Consider the following 23,250-nt stretch of genomic DNA (forward strand, 5'->3'; position numbering starts at 1 on the left):
GGCATTCCCGGTGCCGATCCGCCTGCCGCGCACCGGCTCCGGCGACCGTCGGACCGGCCATCGAATTCTTCGCGAAAATGGCCGCAAGACCCTATTGACGACCGCTTTGGTCTGTGGTCAAAGCCGCCTCGTCGGATGGGCGTGTAGCTCAGCGGGAGAGCACTTCGTTGACATCGAAGGGGTCACAGGTTCAATCCCTGTCACGCCCACCATCCGAACCTTCCCGGAAAAAACGCCTGCCCCGTCACTGGAATCGAACGTCATGTTCGGATGCGCGACGCAGCCGCAGCGTCTCTGCGCCCACAGGCTGTTTCTCCACCTGACGCCTTTCACGGCACGACAATGCCAAGCGCCCCGCGGCAGACAGCGGCTGCGATGGCCCGAGCCCGATTCGAATGTCGGTGCGGCCACGCGCTCGGCCGGTGCAACCTCTCGCCTCCCCTCCCGTGGAGAGGACAGGGAACCGCAGCTTCGCTTCTGCCGGAGAGAGGGATCGTCTGGACGGCCCAGGGGCATCCGGACACGGTCTCGGACGCCCGATGCCTGCAACCGGCGACAGTTACCAGGTCTGCGTATCGACGAGTTCGTCTTCGATTTCGCGGTCGGTCTTGTTATAGGGCCGCGTTTCCCAGCGATTGTCGGCCCACCGCGCTTCGATATAGTCGAAGGGGTAGAGATATCGCTTCTGCCAGTTCTCGTCGCCGGGCCTGCGACGAAGCATGATCCTGAGATACGCTTGCCATGGACCGAGAAAACCTAGACGATACAACAACGCTTGACGCATATACCTCTCCCCAGCGGGAATGATTATATGCAGCGCGCTGACTTAGCAACCAGAACGATATTTGCCCGCCTAACACAACTCCTTTGCGACCCGGGCGTGCATAAGTGCAGGGCTCCCAGCCGCGGCACGCAAGCGGGCCGGTCTTCCTTGACGAAGGCTTAACGACGCCCCGTTCGCCCATGCGCTCACCGCATGGCTCACCTGCAAGCATCCCGATACCGCAGCGCAGCAAGACCTCCTATATCTCGCTCATCGGAACGACGCGCCGGACACGCTGGCGCCGCCCCGGACAACATTGGAGAGAGATCATGGCCACCACCCGCCCGAGCACGATGCGCCGCATGTACAACGCCTTCGTCGACGCCCGCTTCCGCTCCGTCGAGCGCGAGATCGCCCGCGTCCGCATCTATCACCTGGAAGACAGCGCCCGTTCGAAGCTCGAAGGCTGAACAGGCACACGGGGGGCAGCCTGTCCCTTGTGATACGATCAGGCCGGTTGCCGACCGCGTGTCGGCCCCGGCCCGCCATCCGGCCGGCCCGCCATGTGTCCGACTGCCCAACCGGTCCCTGACCGGCAGCGGCGGCCCGGCACGTTGGGAGCGCACCGAGCCGCCTCGTATCTTCCCTTCCGAGATTGCCCACCCCCGGGGAAGACGACACACGCTATCCTAAGCTTACCAGACGTCAATCCGTCGCTGCCTGAAAATTGTGCAGAACGCGTCGTCGCGACCCGATCGCCTTCGGTCCCATGACCGGGGCTGCACCGGTTCGCCGCGCTACGGCAGATTGTCCCGCATGAAGATGTCGATGCGGATCTGCTCCTGCGCTTCCAGCACCGGCCGGTCGTCGATCAGCGCCTTCAGGATGCGCACGGCGCTGCGCGCCTCGTGCCCGGCATCCTGGTTGATCACCGCATCGAAGATGCCGTCGTGCAGCGCCGCGCGCGCATGCGGGCTGACCTCGTGCGCCACCACGCGCACCCGGCCGGCAAGCCCGGCCCGTTCCAGCGCCGTCACCACCCCGCGATTGCCCGCGCCGAGGCTGTAGAGCCCGGCGATCTCGCCGTCTTGCGCCAGCATCTCGCCCAGAAGCGACGCCACCCGCTCGGCATCGTCCAGCCCTTCCAGCGACGGCAGCACGGTCAGATGCGGATAGTGTTCCCGCATCACCGTCTCGAATCCCTGCCGCCGCTCGACATGGTCGCGCAGCAGCATCGACCCGGCGACCACGGCGATCCGTCCCGGCGCGCCGCCGCAGAAGCGGCCGAGCAAACCGGCGGCCGTGCGGCCCGCCACGACATTGTCGATCCCCACGAAGCGGTCGCGGCTGGAACCGGGCAGGTCGCTGACCAGCGTCACCACCCGCACACCCTCGCCGGTCAGCCGGCCGATCGCGTCGCGCACCTCTGCCGCATCGGTCGCCACCACCGCCACGCCGTCCGTCGCCGTGCGGTCGATGGCGTCGAGGGCCCGCACCAGCGCCGGCCCGTCAAAGGCCGGCACCATGGTGACGGTCACCTCGGCGCGCTCCAGCGACGAGTGCCGCGAGGTCGCCTGCACCGCCGCCGCCAGCCCGCGCATGAAGCTGTTGTCGCCGTCCGGCAAAAGGAAGCTCAGCCGGTAGCGGCGCTTCTTCGACAGATTCGCGGCGGTGATGTCGCGGGTGAAGTCGAGGCGCTGCATCGCCTCCTCGACCTTGGCGACGGTCTTCGCCCGCACGCCGGCCCGCCGGTTCAGAACCCGGTCCACCGTGGCCAGACTCACCCCCGCCGCACGGGCGACGTCCCGGATCGTCGGTCGCGACATCACGCCTCGTCCATGTCGTCAGTTCCCATCGGTCCCGCCAGCCGGTCGTCCCGGCCAGGGCCGTACCGGCCGGCGCAGGGCGGGCCGCGCGTCAGAGCGCCGTCCACGCCCCGTCATTCTGCGACGACGCCACGCAGGCCTCGATGAAGGCGAGGCCGTCGATTCCGTCCGCCAGGGTCGGCAGCGCCAGCCCGTCCGGCGGCGCCTCGCCGGCGTCCGATGCATGGATCAGCTCCGCCGCCTCGGCATAGATCGTCGCGAACCCTTCCAGATAGCCTTCCGGATGGCCGGCCGGGATGCGCGAGACGGCCGCCGCCGCCGCGTTCGCCCCGGCCCCGCCGCGGGTCAGGAGCCGCTTCGGCTCGCCCAGCGGCGTGAACCACAGCCGGTTCGGCTCCTCCTGGCGCCATTCCAGCCCGCCCTTGTCGCCATAGACCCGCAGCGACAGCCCGTTCTCGTTGCCGACCGCCACCTGGCTCGCCCACAACATGCCCTTCGCCCCGCCGGCAAAGCGCAAGAGCATGTTTGCATTGTCGTCGAGCTCGCGCCCTTCCACGAAGGATGACAGATCCGCCGACAGGCGCTCCACCTTCAGCCCGGTGACGAAGCAGGCAAGGTTGTGGGCGTGCGTGCCGATGTCGCCGATCGAGCCGCCGGCCCCGGCCTTCGCCGGATCGACGCGCCAGCCCGCCTGCTTGGAGCCGGTATCCTCGGCCCGGTCGGCCAGCCAGTCCTGGATGTATTCGGCATGCACCATCCGGATCTTTCCCAGATCCCCCGCCGCCACCATCGCCCGGGCCTGCCGGATCATCGGATAGCCGGTGTAATTGTGGGTCAGGACGAAGATCTTGCCCGAGGCCGCGGCGATCTCCGCCAGCTCCTGCGCCTCGGCGAGCGTCGTCGTCATCGGCTTGTCGCAGATGACGTGGATGCCGACCTCCAGAAACGTCTTGGCGACCGGAAAATGCATGTGGTTCGGCGTGACGATCGCCACCGCCTCGATGCCGTCCTCGCGTTCCGCCTCGGTCGCCGCCATCTCCACATAGGAGCCGTAGCTGCGTTCGGGATCGAGGCCGATCTCGGCCGCCGATGCCAGCGCCTTTTCCGGCGTCGAGGACAGCGCCCCGGCGACCAGCTCGAACCGGTCGTCGATGCGCGCCGCGATCCGGTGCACGCCGCCGATGAAGGCGCCCTGCCCGCCGCCGACCATACCCAGCCGTATGCGGCGTGGTCGCTCTGTGTCCTGTTCCTCGCTCGTCATGATGCGTTCTCCCCTCAGCCCTCGATGCCCAGCATGCGCCGGTTCGCCGCCGCGTCCGTCCCGCCCGCCGCGAAATCGTCGAAGGCCTTGTCGGTCACCTCGATGATGTGGCTGGCGATGAACGGCGCCCCCTCGGCCGCCCCCTGCTCGGGGCTCTTCAGGCAGCACTCCCATTCCAGCACCGCCCAGGAATCATAGTCGTATTCGGCGAGCTTGGAGAAGATCCCGGCGAAATCCACCTGCCCGTCGCCCAGCGAGCGGAACCGCCCGGCCCGTTTCGTCCAGGGCTGGTAGCCCGAATAGACGCCCTGCCGGCCGGTCGGATTGAACTCGGCGTCCTTCACGTGGAAGGCGCAGATCCGCTCGTGATAGATGTCGATGAACTCAAGGTAATCGAGCTGCTGCAAGAGGAAATGCGACGGGTCGTAATTGATCTGGCAGCGCGGATGGTCGCCGCAGGCCTGAAGGAACATCTCGAAGGTCGCGCCATCGAAGACGTCCTCGCCCGGATGGATCTCGTAGCCGACGTCGCAGCCCGCCGCGTCGAAGGCGTCGAGGATCGGCACCCAGCGTTTCGCCAGTTCCTCGAAGGCCGTGTCGACCAGCCCCGCCGGCCGCTGCGGCCAGGGATAGAGGAACGGCCAGGCCAGCGCGCCCGGAAAGGTCACGTGGCTCTGGAAGCCGAAATGCGCCGAGGCCTTCGCCGCCAGCTTCATCTGCTCCACCGCCCAGGCCTGCCGCGCCTTCGGATCGCCCCGCACCTCCGGCACCGCGAAACCGTCGAAGGCCTCGTCGAAGGCCGGATGCACGGCGACGAGCTGGCCCTGCAGATGGGTCGAGAGGTCGGTGATCTCGACGCCGGCCTCGCGGCAGATGCCGGCGATCTCGTCGCAATAATCCTTCGAGCCGGCCGCCTTCTCCAGATCGATCAGCCGTGTGTCCCAGGTCGGCAGCTGCACGCCCCTGTAGCCATGCCCCGCCGCCCAGCCGGCGATGGACTTCAGATCGTCGAACGGCGCCGAATCGCCGAGAAACTGCGCCAGGAAAATCCCCGGCCCCTGCATCGTCTTCATCGAAAGCCTCCCCGTTCCCGGCGCCTCCCCGCGCCGCCGGCCCCGTCCCGGAGCCCGTCAGGGGCGCATAGAAGCCGCTTGAGGTACGCCTGTCAAAACGCCGCGCCGCTGGCGCTCTCCCGCCGCGTACGAAGCACGGCATCAACCATCCCGCGCCGCTTTCGCCCCCTCGCTTGCTCTGCCATGGTAGCTAAGGGCAGTGTTCCGACAGATCACCGGCACATGCAGCCGTCATGCATCCGTGCGATGCCGGACGTTCAGATACGACGAGGAAAGCCATGGAACAGCGCGATCAGGTCCTGCCGATCATCATGGCCGGCGGCGCCGGAACCCGGCTCTGGCCGATCTCCCGCGACACGATGCCCAAGCAGTTCATCGCGCTCCTTGAGGATGGCGTCTCGCCCTTCCAGGCGACGGTCCGCCGGGTCGCCGGCGACGGTTTTGGCCGGCCGATCGTCGTCACCAACAACGATTTCCGCTTCATCTGCGCCGAACAGCTCGCCGCCGTCGGCATCACCGCCGACATCGTGCTGGAGCCCGAGCGCCGCGACAGCGCCCCGGCCGTGGCGATCGGCGCGCTGATGGCCGAGCGCCGCGCCCCCGGCACCACCTGCCTGGTGCTGGCCTCCGACCATGTCATCCGCGACGAGCCCGGCTTCATCGCCGCCGTCGCCACCGCCGCGCAGCTCGCCGCCGGCGGCCGCATCATGACCCTGGGCATCACCCCGGACCATCCCTCCACCGCCTATGGCTACATCCGCCCGGGCACCGAGACCCTCGGCCACGGCGCCCATGTCCTCGACAAATTCGTCGAAAAGCCCGACCGCGCCACGGCCGAGACCTATCTCGCCGACGGCTTCGTCTGGAACAGCGGCAATTTCGCCTTCCGCTCCAACGTCATGCTCGACGAGCTGCGTGCCCATGCGCCCGACGTCCTGGTCGCGGCCGAAGGCGCCCTCGACGCCGCGGTCACCGATCTCGACTTCATCCGCCTCGACGCCGACGCCTTCAACCGCTCGCCGTCCCTGTCCATCGACTACGCCGTCATGGAAACCACCCGCCTCGGCGGCGTGCTGGCGGCCGATTTCGGCTGGTCCGACATCGGCTCGTGGGATTCGCTCCATGCGATCAAGGACAAGGATGCCGACGGCAACGTCTTCGAGGGCAATGTCGCGGCCATCGACACGACCAACAGCTTCGTGCGCAGCGACGATGTGCTGACCACCGTCCTCGGCCTCGACAATGTCGTGGTCGTCACCACCGACGACGCCGTGCTGGTCGCCGCCAAGGATGCCGCGCCCGACGTCAAGCGCATGGTCGCCAAGCTGCGCAAGGCCGGCCGCAGCGAGGCCAGCGAGCATCTGCGCATCCACCGCCCCTGGGGCTGGTACCAGCGCATCGACATCGGCGACCGTTTCCAGGTTAAGCACATCTGCGTCAAACCGGGCGGCCGCCTCAGCCTGCAGCGCCACCACCACCGCGCCGAGCACTGGGTCGTCGTCCACGGCACCGCCGAGGTGACCATCGACGACGAGGTCCGCCTCTATCACGAGAACGAGGCCGCCTATCTGCCGATCGGCTGCGTCCACCGCCTGCACAATCCCGGCAAGATCGACCTGAAGCTCATCGAGGTGCAGGTCGGCAGCTATACCGGCGAGGACGACATCGTGCGCATCGAGGACATCTACGCCCGCGGCTGACCGCCGGGCGGCCCCTCGAGGCCCCTTGGGCACCTGAACGGGTCACCGGCAGCTCCGGTCACCCCGTCCGGCGGGACGCCAGGCACACCGGTTCAGCGCCGTCCCGATGGCGCAGGCCGTCGCGCCGCGATGCGGCCAGGCGCCGTCAGCCCCGCACCTCGGCCTCCGCCGCCGCCAGCCCCCAGGCCAGCAGCTCCGCCGCCTTCGCCTCCGATCCCGCCTCCACGTAGCAGCGCAGCTCCGGCGCGTTGCCCGAGGCGCGGAAATGCACCACCGGCCCGGCGTCGAGGATCACCCGCACGCCGTCCAGCGCATCGACCGACGCGACCGTGCCCGCCGGCGCAAAGAAGCCGGCGCGAAACTCCGAATCCTCGGCCAGCCCCGTCAGGAATTTGCCGCTCGCCGCCTGCGGCACATCCTGCAGCCGGTGCGCCGCCGCATGGCCGGCATCGAGCTCGGCCACCAGCGCCGCCAGGTCCATGCCGCGCCGCCTGGCCATGGCCAGCGTGGCGAGGATCGGCAGCACGCTGTCGCGGGTCGGCAGCGCCGGCAGGCTGCGCCCGTCGCGGGTCACCGCCGAGCCGAGCAGCAGGCCGCCATTCGCCTCGAAGCCGACAATGCCCTCGGCGCCGGCCTGCGCCGCCTCGGCCATGCCGGCAATGACGAAGGGCGAGCCGACCTTCGTGCGCACCACCTTGTTCGCAATGCCGGACGTCTCCACCGCCGAGCTCGACGTCACCGGGGTGACGATCGTCGTGAGCCCCAGCGCCCGGCTGGTCAGGAGCCCCAGCACGTCGCCGCGCAGGATCGCGCCCTTGGCGTCCGCCACTAGCGGCCGGTCGCCATCGCCGTCGGTGGAGACGATCGCATCGAAGCGGCCCTCTGCCGCCCAGTCGCGGATCTGCTTCACGTCTTGCGGCCGGTGCGCTTCCGTATCCACCGGCACGAAGGCGTCCGAGCGCCCGAGCGCCACTGCCGTGCCGCCGAGGGCCGCCACGAGATCCGCCAGCAGGTCGCGCGCGACCGAGCTGTGCTGGAACACGCCGATGGTCAGCCCCGCCAGCGCATCGCGCGCGAAGAAGTCGGTATAGCGCCGGGCGAACACCGCCAGCGCATCGCGTTCCGCCGCCTGACCGCCGGCCTCCGGCCCGGGCCGCGGATCGGCACCGGCAATGGCCGCGAACTCGGCCGCGATGCCGGTCTCCTCGGACTTGGTGATCTCGCCGCCACGGCCGTAGAATTTCAGCCCGTTGCGGTCGTCTGGAATATGGCTGCCGGTGATCATCACCGCCGGGCAGCCCTGGTGCATCGCCGCCAGCGCCAGCGCCGGGGTCGGCACCGCGCCGCAATCCACCGCCCGGAAACCGGCGGCATGGGCCGCCGCGATGCAGGCCTCGAGGATCTCCGGACTGCTCGCCCGCAAATCGCGACCGAAGAACACCATCTGCTCGGCGCCCGGCCGATCGCCGTCCCGCACATGGCGCAGGAAAGCCAGCGTGTAGCCGAAGCTCGGCCAGCCGATGAGGTCGCTCACCAGCCCGCGCAGCCCGCTCGTTCCGAATTTCAGCGAATCCATCCGTCGTCTCCCGCTTGTCCGTCCCCCCGCGACCAGCCGTAACGACCCGGTCGCACAGCCATCGCGCACCCCCCTGTCCCGGCGCCAGCCTCGCTGCCTTCGATGGCGCGCGCAGCCCTTGCCCCTGCGACCGGTGTTTGCCCGGACCGACGCTCTGATCTAAGGGCGAGACCCGCGGCCCCGGCCCGCACATCCTGCCGCACAGCGGCGATAGCACGAGAAGGCCGTTTCGTGGAAAGACCCGCCGACACGACAAAGTCCCCGGCCCGCCCCAAGGTGGTGTTCATCATCACCGAGGACTGGTTCTTCGTCTCGCATTTCCTGCCCATGGCGCGGGCCGCCCGCGATGCAGGCTTCGAGACGGTGGTCGTCACCCGGGTTCGCAACCATGCCGGCCCCATCGAAGCGGTCGGCGCCCGCATCGTGCCGCTCGAGGCCGAACGCCGCGAGGTCGGCATCAAGGCCGTTGCCTCGGCGCTGTGGCGCATGACCAGGATTCTGAAACATGAGAAGCCGGCGATCGTCCATTGCATCGCCCTGCGCTCGATTCTCGTCGGCGGCGCCGCGGCCCGCCTCGCCGGCATCTCCCGCCGGATCTACGCTGTCACCGGCCTCGGCTATCTCGGCGCCCGCAGCGACACGGCCGGCCGCGCGATCCGCGCCGCCATCGCCGCCACCATCCGCGTCGCCCTCACCGGCAAGCGCACGCGATTCCTTCTGGAGAACACCGGCGATGCCGGCTTCCTCCGCCTGCCCGCCGATTCGCCGCGCATCCTCGTCGTCGGCGGCGCCGGCATCGATCCCGCCGCCTATCCGCAGGCACCGCTGCCTCCGGCCCCGCCCCTGAAGGTCGCCGTCGTCGCGCGCATGCTCTGGTCCAAGGGCATCGACACCATCGTCGAGGCGGTGCGCCTCGCCAGAGGCCGCGGCGTCGACGTAACCCTGTCGCTCTACGGCACGCCCGACCCGTCCAATCCGCGCGCCTTTTCCGCCGAGACGCTCGCGCAATGGTCGGCCGAGCCCTTCATCGACTGGCATGGCCGCACCGAGGATGTTGCCGCGGTCTGGGCGGACCATCACGTCGCCTGCCTGCCGTCGCGCGGCGGCGAGGGCCTGCCGCGCACGCTCCTGGAAGCCGCGGCCTGCGGTCGCCCGCTCCTGACCACGAAGGTGCCCGGCTGCGGCGACTTCGTGCGCGACGGCGAGGACGGCATCGTTCTGCCGGCCGGCGATTCGCAGGGCTTTGCCGCCGCGCTCGCCCGCTTCGCAAGCGAGCCGGAGCTCGCCGCCCGCATGGGCGCCTCCGCCCGCGCCCGCGTCGCCAGCGGCTACACGACCGACGACGTCGAACAGGCCGTGGCAAAGCTCTACCGCGACCTGGCCCAGACGATGTGATTTTGAAGAAATGGTGCTGCCGCGGGGATTTGAACCCCGGGCCTCTCCCTTACCAAGGGAGTGCTCTACCCCTGAGCTACGGCAGCGATGGGCGCTGTTTCCTTGATTTCGCCGCGCGCGTCAACCGTCATTTCGGCTCTTCCCGACGGATTTTGCACTGCAGCGTCTCCTCTCCCCATCGACGCCGCGTGCCAAAACCGGCGCGACCGTCGCCCCGCTGTCACGAAACCCTGTCCTCCTCGGACCGAACGCCCTCTCCGCGCCCTGTCGCTCAAGGGCCGGACGCCGGTTCGCAACGCCCCGCCAGACTTTTTCGCATTTGCGATGACAGAGCGCTGGACAGGGGCCGGGAGCTTTTCTATAAGGCCCGAGCTTTCGCCGGACGCCTCACGAGGCCGTCGCGGGTGGCAGGCGCCCAGGTAGCTCAGTTGGTAGAGCATGCGACTGAAAATCGCAGTGTCGGCGGTTCGACTCCGTCCCTGGGCACCACTTTTCCCAAAGCCATGATCTGAACGCCGCCAGCCGGTTCTCGTCGCGTCCGCCTGCGTTGCGTGCAGCCAGCAGCGTCCGCGTTGGTGACAGTCGTCGGAAGCACCGCCTGGTTCGGCGTCAGCTCGCCTGCGTCAGCTCGGGCGCGCACCGCGCGAAGGGCTGGGCCACGGTCTCCGGGGCGGCAGACTGCAGTTCGGCCGCCTTGGTCTTCCAGTCCGCCAGCAATTGCGCGATCGAAGCCGAGGGTACCGGCCGGCTGTAGAGGAAGCCCTGCACCTCGTTACAGCCCTGGGCGCGCAGCAATTCCGCCTGCTCGAGGGTTTCGACGCCCTCCGCATTCGAGACCATGCCCATCGCCGCGCCCAGATTGATCACCGCCGCCACGATGCTGTCGGCATCGAAACAGGTGCCGAGGTCGGAGGTGAACGAGCGGTCGATCTTGATCTTGTCGAAGGGGAACCGGCGCAGATAGCTGAGGCTGGAATAGCCGGTGCCGAAATCGTCCATGGCGATCCGCACCCCCATCGCCTGCAGCGCCCGCAGCGTCTCGATGGTCTCGTCCGTATGAGTGAGGAGCACGCTCTCGGTGATCTCGATCTCCAGCCGATGCGGCTCGACGCCCGCCTCCGCCAGCGCGCTGCGCACGGTCTCGACGAGATTGCCATGGCGGAACTGCACCGGCGAGACATTCACCGCAAAGGTCAGCTCCGGCCAGTCACCGGCCTGCCGGCAGGCTTCGCGGATGACCCATTCGCCGATCGGGATGATCAGGCCGGTCTCCTCGGCGAGCTGGATGAAGTCGTTCGGCTGGACGATCCCGTCCTCGCCCCGATACCAGCGGATCAGCGCCTCGACGCCCTTCACGCTGTTGGTCTTCAAGTCGATCTGCGGCTGGTAGTGCAGCTGCAATTCGTTGCGCGCGATGGCGTGGCGCAGCGCCAGCTCCAGCGTCTTGCGGGCCACCAGCCGGTCGTTCATCGCCTCTTCGAAATAGCGGAACGTGCCGCGCCCGTCGTTCTTGGCGCGGTACATCGCCATGTCCGCCTGCCGCAGCAGATCCTGCCCGTCGCGGTCTTCCGGGTCGCGGCGCAGCGCCACGCCGACGCTGACGCCGATCATCACCTCGTTGCCCAACAGGTCGAAGGGCTTCGACAGCTCCTCGATCAGGCGTTCGGCGAGGCGCGCCGAGCCGGCCGGCTGCGCGAAATGCTTCTGGATGATCGCGAATTCGTCGCCCCCCAGCCGCGCCAGGACATCGTTGCGCCGCAGGGTCGCGGTCATCCGTTCGGTAACCTGGCGCAGCAATTCGTCGCCGGCCGCATGGCCGAGGAGATCGTTGACCTCCTTGAAATGGTCGAGGTCGAGGCACAGCACCGCCATGCTGCCGTCCTGCCGGTCGACATCGGCGACCGATCGCACCAGCCATTCGTTGAACAGCGAGCGGTTCGGCAGCTGGGTCAGCGGATCGTGGCTGGCGAGGAACGAGGCGCGGTCCGCCGCCCGCCTGAGAAGCCGCAGCGGCAGCGTGCGCAGGGCGAAGAACACCCCCAGCGCACCGGCCGCGCAGACGAGGAACAGCAGGGCCGAGGTCTTGGCCAGCGCGACAAGGCTCTGGGTGATCAGGATGCGGCCGGCCACCGCCCCCGAATCATAGACCGGGTGGGCGGTCGTGACCGTCGGCCATGGCAGCGCCGCGGCGCCCATCCGGGTCACCTCCCCGCCCTCGGCATTCAGGAGGGTCTTGGTCATGGTCGCGTCGGTGAAGGCGATGATCTCGTCGATCCGCAGCGTCTCGAACTGCCACATCTGCGGATTACGCCCGACGATCTGCGACACCAGCCGAGAATTCAGCCGGGCTTCGGCGGCGAGGCTCCCCTCGGCATAATGCAGGCCGTAGTAGAAATGCAGCGCCGGCGGCACCACGGCGACGAGCACCGACACGACCAGCGCGAGGATGGTCGTGAAGCGCAGCATCGACGGCGCGATCACGTCCCGTTCGGTGGGCTGCGACATCATCGGCGGCTACTCGGCGGGCGTGTGGTCGTTCGCCGCCAGGATGGCCCGGCCCTCCGGCGAGAAGACGAAGTCGACAAACGCCTCGGCGGCCGGCGCGGTCTGCGCGGTGCTGACGATGTAGAGGCTCTTGATCAGCCGCTGGCTGCGCGGGTCGGTGGCGCCCGGCGTCGGCCGGATGCCGTCGAGTTCCAGCACCTTCAGCTTGCGGCCTTCCGTGGCGATCTGGCCGAGCGCGATGACGCCCACCGAGCCGGGCAGGCGCTCCAGCGTCTCGGCATTTTCCTGGTCGTTGGTGGCGCTGACGAGGCCCGGCCGTTTCAGCGCATCGTCGACCGCCGCGGCCATGTCGTCGGACAGGCCGCGCAGGATCTGCGTGTCGGATTCCGATTCCGGCCGCAGCACCACCCGGATCGCCTCGCCCGACGGCCATTCGCGCAGCGTACCGGCATAGATCTTCGCGAGGTCCGGCGTCGTCACCGCCTCAGCGTCGGTTCCGGTCGAGGTGACGACCGCCAGCGGGGTCGTCGCATAGAGCCGCGCGATGGCGCCCTGTTCCGTCTCGGCATCCTTGAGCGCCCGCGAGCTGACCGACAGGTCGATGGCCCCGGCCAGGAGCGCCTTGACGCCGCCGCTGCTGCCCAGGCTCGGCAACACGTCGATCTCGGTGTCGGGATGCGCCGCTTCGAATGCCTCGGCCAGGAGGCTCATCCCGCCCAGCGCGACGCCGGTGCCGCCGATGCGCAAGCTATCCGCCGAGGCCGCGGGGCCGAAGGCCACGAGGCCAAGCACGACCGACAGGCTGCGGATTCCGGCTTTCGTTACGTACTGCATCGGGCACTCCCCTGCGGCCATACTAAGGACGACTGAGTTATCGGGGAGTCTTACCACGCAGAATTGCATGCATCTGCAACCAACGACATAGTAATACTATGATATGATTGCGCCCAGAACATCGTCGCAAGGACCAGTTGCGCGGAAATCTGTTAAAAAACCTGCGCATGGACCGGGCGAATCTTTGTCGATCCGGCCGGTTTGATCCATGACGCTGCGCCGGGAGCACAGCCCGGCAATGGCCGCCAACATGCGGCCACCATCCGCGACGACCCGCCCCATGGGCCCCGGACATTGCCGCCGCGGGCGGAGTGCGACGGCGCATCCGCCGCCGCCGCTGTCGTACGGTCAGACCCGCTCGAGGCCGATGGCGATGCCCTGGCCGACGCCGATGCACATGGTCGCCAGGGCGCGGCGGGCGCCGGTCAGCGACAGCTCCAGCGCCGCCGTGCCGGTGATCCGCGCCCCCGAGGCGCCGAGCGGATGGCCGATGGCGATGGCGCCGCCATTCGGGTTCACATGCTCGGACTCCTCGGAAATCCCCAGTTCCCGCAGCACCGCGATGCCCTGGCTCGCGAAGGCCTCGTTCAGTTCGATCACGTCGAAATCCGTCGGGTTGAGCCCCAGCCGCACGCAGAGCTTCTGCGAGGCCGGCGCCGGCCCCATGCCCATGACCCGCGGCGAGACGCCGGCCGTCGCCCCGCCGAGAATGCGCGCGATCGGCTTCAGCCCATAGCGGCGCGCCGCCGGGCCTGAGGCGATGATCAGCGCCGCGGCGCCGTCATTGACGCCCGAGGCGTTGCCGGCGGTCACCGTGCCGCCCTCCTTGCGGAACGGTGTCGGCAGCCTGGCCAGCTTCTCCACCGTGGTGTCGCCGCGCGGATGCTCGTCGGTGTCGACCACCACCGGGTCGCCCTTGCGCTGCGGGATCGTCACCGGCGTGATCTCGCGGGCCAGCCGCCCCGAGGCCTGCGCCGCCGCGGCCTTGTGCTGCGAGCGCACGGCGAAGGCGTCCTGGGCTTCGCGGGTGACGCCGTAATCGGCGGCGACGTTCTCGCCGGTCTCCGGCATCGAATCGACGCCGTATTGCGCCTTCATCAGCGGATTGACGAAGCGCCAGCCGATGGTCGTGTCGTAGATCGCCGCATTGCGCGAGAAGGCCGTCTCGGCCTTGGGCATGACGAAGGGCGCGCGCGACATGGATTCGACGCCGCCGGCAATGGCGATCTCCATCTCGCCGGAGCGGATCGCCCGCGCCGCGGTGATCACCGCGTCCATGCCCGAGCCGCAGAGCCGGTTCAGCGTCACGCCCGGCAGGCTGGTGGGCAGCCCGGCCAGAAGCAGCGACATGCGCGCCACGTTGCGGTTGTCCTCGCCGGCCTGGTTGGCGCAGCCATAGAACACGTCGTCCACCGCCTCCCAGTCGACCGACGGATTGCGCTCCATCAGCGCCGCCATCGGCACCGCCCCCAGATCGTCGGCGCGAACCCCCGACAGGGAACCGCCGAAGCGGCCGAAGGGCGTACGGATATAGTCGCAGATGAAGGCGTCGATCATGTCAGGGGCTCCCAGTGTCGTTCGGCCGCTTTATGCCGGCTAAGCGCCGCCGAGGAAATGCCCCCGCCGGACGCCGCCCTCCGGCGCACGGTCCCGGCGCGCGGCACAGGCCGGCGATCACAGGAAGATCAGCACCACCGAGCCGGCATAGAGCAGCAGCACCAGCACGCTCTCGAAGCCGATCCCCGCCGGGCCGGTGCGCTCGCGCCGCAGCATGCCGAGCAGCAGCACGCCGGTCATCAGCATGGCGATGATCGCCGTGGTCCGGTCCTGCGGCTCCATCGCCGCATAGATCGAGCCGTCATAGAAGAAGTCGGCGGCGCTGAGGAACATCACCTCGAAGGCATTGCCGCCGATCACGTCGCCCACCGCCAGGCTCACCGCGCCGATCCGCACCGCGGCGATTGCCGTGACCAGTTCCGGCAGCGAATTGGCGACGGCCGAGAAAATCGTGCCGACCGCCGATTGCGAAAGGCCGGTGATGTCGACGAGGGCAAGGCTCGCCTCGCCAATGACGTAGCCGGCCACCGCGGTGATCCCGGCATAGAGCGCGAAGCGGCCCCACAGGGAGCGGCCGGATTCGCGATCCTCGCCCTCCTCCGGATCCGACAGCGATTCCCGCGTTTCCGATGTCTGGACCGGCTTCCACATCGGGTCGTCCTTGATGTCGGAAAGCAGCTTCAGGCCGAAGGCGTAGCTGATCAGGATCACCACCGAGGCCGGATGCACGCCCCAGATCGTCACCGGCGGCTCCGCCGAAGCGATCAGGGGGATGGTCAGCAGCACCACCAGAAGCACGCCCTGCGCCAGCCCGGTCACGCTGGCGGCGGCATGTTCGAGATTGGCCCGGCGATAGAACAGGTCGGCGATGGCGATGAAGGCCGTCTGGGCGGTCAGGCCGCCCAGCGCGTTGCCGACGGCGAGGCCCGGCGCGTCCTGCATGGCGGTGGAGATCGAGGTGATCGCCCCAGGTAGCGACGTCGCCGCGCCGACGAACAGCGCGCCGGCCACCACCTCGCCCATGCCCGTCCGGTCGGCCAGGGTGTCGGCCACATAGGACAGCCGGAACCCGGCAAAGCCGATGGCCACGGCCGCCGCGAGAAAGGCGCCGCCCACGAGCCAGATCGATGCATCCTGCAAGCCCAGCATGTGGCCTCCTTTCGTCGTGCCTCACCGGGCGGGTCCCGTGCGCCAGCGCCCCTCCGCGATTGCGGTCCCGCCTGGCGGCCTACATCTGCGCCGCGCGGTCGTGCGCGGCCTCGATCGCCCGGCGCAGTTCCTCCCGATCGCCGTCCTCTTCGGCGGGGGCGCCCTGCCGGGCCGCCATGTCGGGCGCCAGGCACAATTCGGCCATCACCGGGTAATGGTCGGAATCGACATTGGGCAGCGATGAGAAGCCGCGCAGGCCGATCGCGTCCTGGAACAGGATATGGTCGAGCGGCCAGGCGAGGATCGGGCTTTCCGCATCATAGGTCGCGACATAGCCGCGTCCGACCCGCGGATCGAGCAGCCCGCCCACCCGCAGCATGCGGCGGAAGGTGCGTTCCCAGGGCACGGCGTTGAAATCGCCGGCCAGGATCGTCGGCATGGTCGAATCGGCCGCCGCAAGGGCGGCCTGCGCCATCGTGCCGTCGCGCAGGGCGGTGGAATGCTCGAAGGATTGCGGCGGCCGCGGATGAATGCCGATGAAACGGACCGTGCCGGCCGGCAGCGTGACATCGGCGGTCACGCTCGGCGTGCCGGTCTCGAACCAGAATTCCACCGCCGGATCGGCCAGCGGATATTTGGAAAACAGATGCAGGCCGTAATATTCGACGGCCTGCGGCACGCTCTCGATGCTGGTCCGGTAGCGGTCCTGCAGGGCGGCCAGCTGGGTATCCCACCATTGGTCCGTTTCCAGGACCAGCAGGATGTCCGGGTCGGCGTCGGTGACCACGTCGCGGAAGGCCGCGAAGTCGCGGTTGCCCTTCTTGACGTTCGCCACCATCACCGAAAGCCCCGAGCCCGACGGACAGGTGGGGGAAGCGGCGGCCATGGGCGCCACGACCGGCATATAGACATGCAGCTTGGCGAGATGCAGCGCCGCCAGCACCCCGCAGATAGCCATGATTGCCGCCCCCGTTCGCCACCGCCAGGCCCTGGTGGCGCCGAGGAGGGCGATCAGCACGAGCAGCGCACCCCCGACATACAGGCGAACGAAATCGAGGTAGCGCACCCACCACGCATTGGTTTCCAGAAGCGGCAGCAGGGTCATCACGCCGAGCGCCAAGGTCAGGGCAACGGCAATCGTCAGACCGGTCTGTCTCATGGCGCGCCTTTCCCTTCGCCTCGGTTTCGCGGCCATTCCAGCTAGGACACGACCGAGGATCGGCGACCCTGCCCCTCGGAATCATGCCCGGCCCGCTCCGCCTCCTGTCCGGCGCCGGTTCGTCGCTCGGGTCGGCCGGCCCGTCGCTGCGCCGCCTAGAGCACGGGACGGCCGCTCCGGCCGCGCCCTCCCCGGACAGATCGCCCTGGGTCAGTGACGCCATTTTCACGTCGCGGCTACAAAAACCGAAAAACGAATAACGGAACAGACTGGTCCTGCCCCCGTTTTGCCATCATCCAGCAAGCGGGATCTCAATCGGAGATTTCGTTATGTTACCAATCGAATAGAAAGGTAATATTACATGCGTAATATTTTCGTCGTCACTCTTCTTGCAGGCTCGGCACTGACCGGAACCGCTTTCGCTCAGGACAACAACAGCGAGAACGCAAATTCCACCGCTGACGTTGTTGTCCAGCCGGATGCCCCCGCGGTGAAGGTCGACGTTCCCGAGCCCGACGTCCAGGTCAACCAGGCCGATCCCAACGTCTCGGTCTCGCAGCCGCAGCCGACCATTACGGTGAACCAGCCGGCGCCGACGATCAGCGTCGACATTCCGCAGCCGACCATCACCGTCCGCATGCCCGACCCGAATGTCGACGTCGAGATGGCGCAGCCGGAAGTCTCAGTCAGCCAGGGCGAGCCGCGGGTCTCCGTCGATGATTCCGGCAATGCCGCGGTCGAGACCTCGGACGATGGCGACGAGCAGGCCAATGTCACGGTCGACCAGGCCAACGCCAATGTTCAGGTCCGCCAGTCCGACCAGCGCCCGCAGATCCGCTATCAGAGCGAGGACGCCAAGGTCTCCGTCAACCAGGAGAAGGGCGAGCCGAAGATCATCTATCAGAACGCCGATGGTTCGCCGATGGACGGTTCGGAAGACACCGCCGCGGATCGTCAGCAGCAGGGCAACGCCGCCAGCCAGGACCGTCAGGAGCGTGTGACCGCCGAGGAGACGGCAGGCGAGCGCTCGGCGACCGACAACGAAACCATGGCGATCAATCCGGGCTCTTCGAGCGAGCGTGAGATGACCGTCGAGGAAGTCACCGATTACGACATCATCGGCGCCAATGGCGAAGTCCTCGGCGACATTCAGGAGATCGTGAAGGTCGACAACCGTCTCTTCGCCGTCATCGGCTCGGGCGGCTTCCTCGGCCTCGGCGAGAAGGAAGTGGCGATCCCGCTGTCCTCGCTGATGGCGACCGACCGCGGCATGATCGCGCCGAACGTCACTGAGAGCCAGATCGACGCGCTGAGCGAGTTCGACGACGATCAGTATCCCGAGCTCGAAGACGAGACGCGGATCACCGTCGGCCAGCAGTAAGCCTCGACGCTCCCGCATGAACGAAGGGCCGCCGGTTGATCCGGCGGCCCTTTTTGCGTCGGGCACGGATCGCCGGGTCGGGCATTGTCCTTCGAGCCGCGCCGCCAAACCGCCGACACCGGGCACCGCATGGCGCCCGGCCCCTACCGCGCAATGACGTCCGTCGGCCTCCACCCCCCGCTGCGATCACTCCGTCTGACGCAGGACCTCCAGCGGCGAGGCGACCGGCGCGCCGGGCTAGCTCGCCCCTCGAACTGGCCCGGCCCGGTACAGCCGCTTCACCCGCGTCTTCACGCCGTCCAGATCGTCGGCGAGGAGCCGCCGCGCCGTATCGAGCGCAGCGACGCGCAATTCCGCCTGCCGGCGATCGATCAGCGCCGCCAGGACGGCCAGTTCGCGCGGCGTGCCGAAGGCCTCCGGCGTCGCCGCGATCTCCTGGCGCATCACGGAATAATCATGGTCGAGGCCCAGCCCGTCGGCGACCGCCTTGGCGGCTTTGGTCAGCGGCGCGATCGCGTCCGGCCACAGCGGTGCGATCAGCCGCAGATGCATCCAGTGATATTTGACCCGCTTGCGCAGCTCGTGAAGGGCCTCGTCGTCGCCCTCCTTGCGCGCCGTCGCCAGCGCCGACCGCGCACGGTCATGGGTGCGGGCAAAGCCCTCGGCGATGATCGTCGCCGCGTCGCCCGCCCTGTCCTTGGGGGCGATGACGAAGCCGTCGAGCTTGTGGCGGGCCGCCCCGAGGCTGCGCGCCGCCGCCTCGATCGCCGGGCCGAGATCGCGCGTCGTCGCCGCCTCGCGCCGCGCCATCAGTTCGCTGCGCACATGCTCGAAGACGGCCGGCGCCACCTCTGCCCCGTAATGCTCCGCGAGCCGGTCGAGCGCCTCCACCAGCGCGCCGCTGTCGCGTGCCCCCGACAGGCTTCGCGCCAGGTCGCGGTAGCGGGCATTTTCCTTCGCATGGAAGGCCGGCCGCGCATCGCGGACCAGCCGCGTCAGCCCGCGCAGCTTCTTCAGCCGCTTGCGGGCCTCGTGCACGGCGGCATTCGGGTCGCCGTCGGTCGCCACCAGCACCCGCTCCGCCCGGCGCAGCTGCTCGCCGGCGATGCGCCGGAACTCGGCATCGAGCGGCGCGGCGGGGTCGAGCTTGTAGGCCATGGCATCTGCACCTTCGACTGGAATCTGCGGCGCACCGACCACGCCGGCCGCGCCTTTGCCAAGATGGCGCCGGGTTGCCGCCTGCCAAGCTGGCCCGGCGTCAATCCGGCGCCGACGGCATTCCCTCCAGCGCCAGCTGCGAGTTGAAATAGCGCGCGTCGCCCGTCACCTCGCGGCCGAGAAAATCCGGCAGCGGCGGCGCGTCGTCCATCGTCTTCAGCTCGATCTCGGCCATCACTAGCCCGTCCAGCGCACCGGCGAAGACGTCCACCTCCACCTGCCAGCCGCCCGCCAGCGGCACGATATGGCGGGTCTTCTCCACCAGCTTGCCGACCCGGCTCTCGCGCAGCTCCACCGCGTCCTGCAGCGGAATGTCGTATTCGAACTCGCCGCGCGACAGCCCGTCCCGGCCGGTCTTGATCGTCAGCCGCGCCGCCCCGCCATCGCGGATCCGCACCCGTACCGACGCGCCCTCCCGGCTGAACAGGTAGAATTGCTCGAGCTGCGCCGAGCCCGTGGCGAGCGCCCGCCAGCCGTCATGCGCCACCAGGAACTTGCGCTCGATCTCCTGCCCCATCAGCCGCCGCCCGCACGGCGCGGAACGCCGCAATTGCCGGCGCGACGGCCCAGAATCGACGCTCCGCCACACAACATTGCAGCAATCACCAACATTCCTCTGCGGAATAAAATGCCACCGCTGCGAGCATATCCGTCAGAATATGACATTTTTGACTGGACCATATCTCTCATACATCTATGTTTTCTTTCTGGCAGGGCTGCCTGGCCGACCGGATTGCCGCACCGGTCATGCTCGAAGCCGGCAGCGCGGCGCCATGCGGCGTCGACTTGGAGGACAGCATGCAATGGATGTTTTGGAAATACGGAGCCGGACGGCGTGATGCCGGTCCACCCGATGAGGACACCGTCGAGCCGTCGCGCCGCCGGTTCCTGATCGGTCTCGGCGTGGCCGGCGGTCTGGCGCTCGTCGCCCCGACGGTCATTCTGACGGCCCCTGCCGACGCGGCGGAGCCCGATCCGGATTCGGACCTGCCCGACGGGGAGGACGATGGCAGCTACGAGGTCGCCCAGCGCCGCGACGATCGGCGGCGCAGGCGTCGGCGGCGGCGTCGGCGGCGGCGGAACCGGCGCGAACGGCGGCGGGACCTGCGCAGGCGGCGGCGGCGCGAGCGGCGCAGGCGGCGTCGGCGGCGGCGGGATCGCCGCAGGGGCTGCGTGGATGTCGGCCCGGTCACCATCTGCGACTAGGCTGAACGCCCCATCCTGAGCTTGGCGGCGGCGGCACTTTCGGTGTCCGCCGCCGCGCCTTCGCGGCCACATATCCCCGCCCGCTGGCCGTCCATGCGAAACGGCGCTTCCAAGAACCGTTACAAATCTCTATATCGCGCGACATGAGCACCATGCCCGCGAATACGCCCCTCGACCACATCCGCAATTTCTCGATCGTCGCCCATATCGACCACGGGAAATCGACCCTTGCCGACCGGCTGATCCAGTCCACCGGCGGGCTGGAACTGCGCGACATGAAGGCCCAGGTCCTCGACTCGATGGATATCGAGCGCGAGCGCGGCATCACCATCAAGGCCCAGACCGTCCGCCTGCACTACACGGCGAAGAACGGCGAGACCTACGTCCTCAACCTCATCGACACGCCCGGCCATGTCGACTTCGCCTACGAGGTGTCGCGCTCGCTGGCCGCCTGCGAGGGCGCGCTGCTGGTCGTCGACGCGGCGCAGGGCGTCGAGGCGCAGACGCTGGCCAATGTCTATCTCGCCCTCGACGCCAATCTCGAGATCGTCCCGGTCCTCAACAAGATCGACCTGCCGGCCGCCGAGCCCGACAAGGTCAAGGAGCAGATCGAGGAGGTCATCGGCCTCGACGCCTCCGACGCGGTGATGATCTCGGCGAAATCCGGCCTCGGCATCGAGGACGTGCTGGAGGCCATCGTCCACCGCCTGCCCGCCCCCACCGAGGGCGACCGCAAGGCGCCGCTCAAGGCGATGCTGGTCGACAGCTGGTACGACGCCTATCTCGGCGTCATCGTCCTCGTGCGCATCATCGACGGCGAGCTGAAGAAGGGCCAGACCATCCGCATGATGGGCACCGACGCCCGCTACCCGGTCGACCGGGTCGGCGTCTTCACCCCCGCCATGGTCCAGGTCGAGGCGCTCGGCCCCGGCGAGCTCGGCTTCATCACCGCCTCGATCAAGGAAGTCGCCGACACCCGCGTCGGCGACACGATCACCGACGACAAGCGCCAGACGACGTCCATGCTGCCGGGCTTCAAGCCGGCCCAGCCCGTCGTCTTCTGCGGCCTGTTCCCGGTCGACGCCTCCGATTTCGACGAGCTGCGCGCCGCCATGGGCAAGCTGCGGCTCAACGACGCCAGCTTCTCCTACGAGATGGAATCCAGCGCTGCGCTGGGTTTCGGCTTCCGCTGCGGCTTCCTCGGCCTTCTGCATCTGGAGATCGTCCAGGAGCGCCTGTCGCGCGAGTTCGACCTCGACCTCATCGCCACCGCACCCTCGGTCGTCTACGACATCAAGCTCACCGACGGCTCGACCATCCAGCTGCACAACCCGGCCGACATGCCGGACGTGATGAAGGTCGCCGAGATCCACGAGCCGTGGATCAAGGCCACGATCCTCACCCCCGACGACTATCTCGGCAACATCCTGCAGCTGTGCCAGGAGCGGCGCGGCAACCAGACCGACCTCTCCTATGTCGGCAAGCGCGCCATGGTCTCCTACGAGCTGCCGCTCAACGAGGTGGTCTTCGACTTCTACGACCGGCTGAAATCCATCTCCAAGGGCTACGCCTCCTTCGACTACCACATGGCCGACTACCGCGAGGGCGACCTCGTCAAGATGTCGATCATGGTCAATGGCGAGCCGGTCGACGCGCTCTCCATGCTCGTCCACCGCAGCCAGGCCGAGCGCCGCGGCCGCGGCATGTGCGAGAAGCTGAAGGAGCTGATCCCCAACCACCTCTTCAAGATCCCGATCCAGGCGGCGATCGGCGGCAAGGTGATCGCCCGCGAGACCATCTCGGCCCTGCGCAAGGACGTCACCGCCAAATGCTACGGCGGCGACGCCTCAAGAAAGCGCAAGCTCCTCGACAAGCAGAAAGAGGGCAAGAAGCGCATGCGCCAGTTCGGCAAGGTCGACATCCCCCAGGAAGCCTTCATCGCCGCTTTGAAGATGGACAGCTAGGGCGGCGCATCACTGGCACCGGTCGCGGCCAGGCAGCCGGGCGACCGGATTGACAGATCGCGCCCGTCCCTCCCAGATGCGGGGCATGGAGAGATGCGATGGCGTCGGTGAAACTGTCCCTGTCTGATCCCATGAAGCAATGGGTGGAGGACCAGGCCAAATCCGGCCACTATGCCGACGCTGGCGACTTCGTGCGCGATCTCATCGACAGGGAAAAGCAGCGCCGGGACGCGATCGCGGCGATGCAGTGCAGGGTCGACGAGGCCCTCGCCAGCGGGATCGGCAACCGCTCCCCCGATGCCCTGTTCGCCGAAGCCGAGGCGCGCGCCGACCGACCGGACTGAGCATGGGCTTTCGGCTGACGCGTGCGGCGGAAGACGACCTCGTCGCGATCGCCGAAGCCGGCATCCGTCTCTTCGGCCACCGGCAGGCGCGCCGCTATCACGACGAACTGTTCGCGCGTTTTGCGCTGCTCGCCGCCAGTCCCCGAATGGCCCGTGAGCGTCAGGAAATCTCCCCGCCGGTCCGAATCCATCCCTTCAAGGCGCATCTCGTCGTCTACCTCGTCGAAGACGGCGACATCATCATATTGCGCATCCGCCACGCCCACGAGGACTGGCAGAGCGACGCGTGATGTTGCGGCCTGAACGTTGTACGATACCGCCGCCAGCCGCATGAAGCCT

The 23,250-nt window shown here is 68.4% G+C and carries 20 protein-coding genes and 3 tRNA genes; 10 read left to right on the forward strand and 13 right to left on the reverse strand.

Annotated features, from left to right (window positions below):
• Positions 1-137: 137 nt before the first annotated feature.
• Positions 138-212 (forward strand) — tRNA-Val (locus tag H536_RS0102365).
• 347 nt (positions 213-559) lie between these two features.
• Here the strand turns inward: H536_RS0102365 and H536_RS24225 are convergent.
• On the reverse strand, positions 560-721 hold the full coding sequence (locus H536_RS24225; protein ID WP_155898358.1) for a hypothetical protein: 162 nt from the start codon (positions 719-721) through the stop codon (positions 560-562).
• A gap of 371 nt (positions 722-1,092) precedes the next feature.
• Between H536_RS24225 and H536_RS24230 the strand changes: the two genes are divergently transcribed.
• Entirely contained in the window at positions 1,093-1,233 is a 141-nt protein-coding gene (locus H536_RS24230) for a hypothetical protein (protein WP_154653357.1), read from the forward strand.
• Between the two features lie 327 nt (positions 1,234-1,560).
• Here the strand turns inward: H536_RS24230 and H536_RS0102380 are convergent, their stop codons facing one another.
• The 3 genes from H536_RS0102380 to H536_RS0102390 form a co-directional block, all read right to left on the reverse strand.
• A complete protein-coding gene (locus H536_RS0102380) occupies positions 1,561-2,589 on the reverse strand; it encodes a LacI family DNA-binding transcriptional regulator (RefSeq protein WP_024348938.1) in 1,029 nt (342 codons plus the stop codon).
• 91 nt (positions 2,590-2,680) lie between these two features.
• A complete protein-coding gene (locus tag H536_RS0102385; protein WP_024348939.1) occupies positions 2,681-3,850 on the reverse strand; it encodes a Gfo/Idh/MocA family protein in 1,170 nt (389 codons plus the stop codon).
• 14 nt (positions 3,851-3,864) lie between these two features.
• Positions 3,865-4,923, reverse strand: coding sequence for a sugar phosphate isomerase/epimerase family protein (locus tag H536_RS0102390; protein ID WP_024348940.1), 1,059 nt, complete (start codon positions 4,921-4,923; stop codon positions 3,865-3,867).
• 278 nt (positions 4,924-5,201) lie between these two features.
• Between H536_RS0102390 and H536_RS0102395 the strand changes: the two genes are divergently transcribed.
• Entirely contained in the window at positions 5,202-6,623 is a 1,422-nt protein-coding gene (locus H536_RS0102395; protein ID WP_024348941.1) for a mannose-1-phosphate guanylyltransferase/mannose-6-phosphate isomerase, read from the forward strand.
• A 145-nt stretch (positions 6,624-6,768) separates the two neighbouring features.
• Here the strand turns inward: H536_RS0102395 and H536_RS0102400 are convergent, their stop codons facing one another.
• The gene (locus H536_RS0102400) at positions 6,769-8,199 is read right to left on the reverse strand and encodes a phosphomannomutase (protein ID WP_024348942.1); all 1,431 of its coding nucleotides are present in this window, start codon (positions 8,197-8,199) and stop codon (positions 6,769-6,771) included.
• 231 nt (positions 8,200-8,430) lie between these two features.
• Here H536_RS0102400 and H536_RS0102405 point away from each other — a divergent pair, with 231 nt between their 5' ends.
• On the forward strand, positions 8,431-9,594 hold the full coding sequence (locus tag H536_RS0102405) for a glycosyltransferase family 4 protein (RefSeq protein ID WP_024348943.1): 1,164 nt from the start codon (positions 8,431-8,433) through the stop codon (positions 9,592-9,594).
• 11 nt (positions 9,595-9,605) lie between these two features.
• On the opposite strand, the gene H536_RS0102410 is transcribed toward H536_RS0102405, so the two are convergent.
• Positions 9,606-9,680, reverse strand: a tRNA-Thr gene (locus H536_RS0102410).
• A gap of 327 nt (positions 9,681-10,007) precedes the next feature.
• On the opposite strand from H536_RS0102410, the gene H536_RS0102415 reads away from it, so the two are divergent.
• A tRNA-Phe gene (locus H536_RS0102415) sits at positions 10,008-10,083 on the forward strand.
• 120 nt (positions 10,084-10,203) lie between these two features.
• On the opposite strand, the gene H536_RS0102420 is transcribed toward H536_RS0102415, so the two are convergent.
• From H536_RS0102420 to H536_RS0102440, 5 genes are all read right to left on the reverse strand, one after another.
• The gene (locus tag H536_RS0102420) at positions 10,204-12,102 is read right to left on the reverse strand and encodes a putative bifunctional diguanylate cyclase/phosphodiesterase (protein ID WP_024348944.1); all 1,899 of its coding nucleotides are present in this window, start codon (positions 12,100-12,102) and stop codon (positions 10,204-10,206) included.
• 6 nt (positions 12,103-12,108) lie between these two features.
• Positions 12,109-12,933 carry a substrate-binding domain-containing protein gene (locus tag H536_RS0102425; protein ID WP_024348945.1) on the reverse strand — a complete coding sequence of 275 codons (825 nt, stop codon included), beginning with the start codon at positions 12,931-12,933 and terminating at the stop codon, positions 12,109-12,111.
• 348 nt (positions 12,934-13,281) lie between these two features.
• Complete coding sequence (pcaF, locus tag H536_RS0102430; protein ID WP_024348946.1) at positions 13,282-14,490, reverse strand: 3-oxoadipyl-CoA thiolase; 1,209 nt, start codon at positions 14,488-14,490, stop codon at positions 13,282-13,284.
• Positions 14,491-14,607: 117 nt separating this feature from the next.
• Positions 14,608-15,639 carry a sodium:calcium antiporter gene (locus H536_RS0102435; protein WP_024348947.1) on the reverse strand — a complete coding sequence of 344 codons (1,032 nt, stop codon included), beginning with the start codon at positions 15,637-15,639 and terminating at the stop codon, positions 14,608-14,610.
• A 79-nt stretch (positions 15,640-15,718) separates the two neighbouring features.
• Complete coding sequence (locus H536_RS0102440) at positions 15,719-16,798, reverse strand: endonuclease/exonuclease/phosphatase family protein (RefSeq protein ID WP_024348948.1); 1,080 nt, start codon at positions 16,796-16,798, stop codon at positions 15,719-15,721.
• A gap of 361 nt (positions 16,799-17,159) precedes the next feature.
• Between H536_RS0102440 and H536_RS0102445 the strand changes: the two genes are divergently transcribed.
• Positions 17,160-18,179 carry a PRC-barrel domain-containing protein gene (locus H536_RS0102445; protein WP_035694423.1) on the forward strand — a complete coding sequence of 340 codons (1,020 nt, stop codon included), beginning with the start codon at positions 17,160-17,162 and terminating at the stop codon, positions 18,177-18,179.
• Between the two features lie 237 nt (positions 18,180-18,416).
• On the opposite strand, the gene H536_RS0102450 is transcribed toward H536_RS0102445, so the two are convergent.
• Together H536_RS0102450 and H536_RS0102455 are read right to left on the reverse strand one after the other, a co-directional pair.
• Positions 18,417-19,337, reverse strand: a complete 921-nt coding sequence (locus H536_RS0102450; RefSeq protein ID WP_024348950.1) for a CHAD domain-containing protein — start codon at positions 19,335-19,337, stop codon at positions 18,417-18,419.
• 100 nt (positions 19,338-19,437) lie between these two features.
• Positions 19,438-19,914, reverse strand: a complete 477-nt coding sequence (locus H536_RS0102455; RefSeq protein ID WP_024348951.1) for a CYTH domain-containing protein — start codon at positions 19,912-19,914, stop codon at positions 19,438-19,440.
• Between the two features lie 230 nt (positions 19,915-20,144).
• Between H536_RS0102455 and H536_RS24890 the strand changes: the two genes are divergently transcribed.
• The 4 genes from H536_RS24890 (at position 20,145) to H536_RS0102475 (ending at position 23,201) form a co-directional block, all read left to right on the forward strand.
• Positions 20,145-20,603: a twin-arginine translocation signal domain-containing protein gene (locus tag H536_RS24890; RefSeq protein ID WP_156421782.1), complete on the forward strand. Its 459-nt coding sequence runs from the start codon at positions 20,145-20,147 to the stop codon at positions 20,601-20,603.
• A 152-nt stretch (positions 20,604-20,755) separates the two neighbouring features.
• The gene (gene lepA, locus H536_RS0102465) at positions 20,756-22,567 is read left to right on the forward strand and encodes a translation elongation factor 4 (protein WP_024348953.1); all 1,812 of its coding nucleotides are present in this window, start codon (positions 20,756-20,758) and stop codon (positions 22,565-22,567) included.
• Positions 22,568-22,665: 98 nt separating this feature from the next.
• Positions 22,666-22,911: a ribbon-helix-helix domain-containing protein gene (locus tag H536_RS0102470; protein ID WP_024348954.1), complete on the forward strand. Its 246-nt coding sequence runs from the start codon at positions 22,666-22,668 to the stop codon at positions 22,909-22,911.
• A 2-nt stretch (positions 22,912-22,913) separates the two neighbouring features.
• The gene (locus H536_RS0102475) at positions 22,914-23,201 is read left to right on the forward strand and encodes a type II toxin-antitoxin system RelE/ParE family toxin (protein ID WP_024348955.1); all 288 of its coding nucleotides are present in this window, start codon (positions 22,914-22,916) and stop codon (positions 23,199-23,201) included.
• Positions 23,202-23,250 lie beyond the last annotated feature (49 nt).

The organism is Aurantimonas coralicida DSM 14790 (assembly GCF_000421645.1).
Lineage (GTDB): Bacteria > Pseudomonadota > Alphaproteobacteria > Rhizobiales > Rhizobiaceae > Aurantimonas > Aurantimonas coralicida.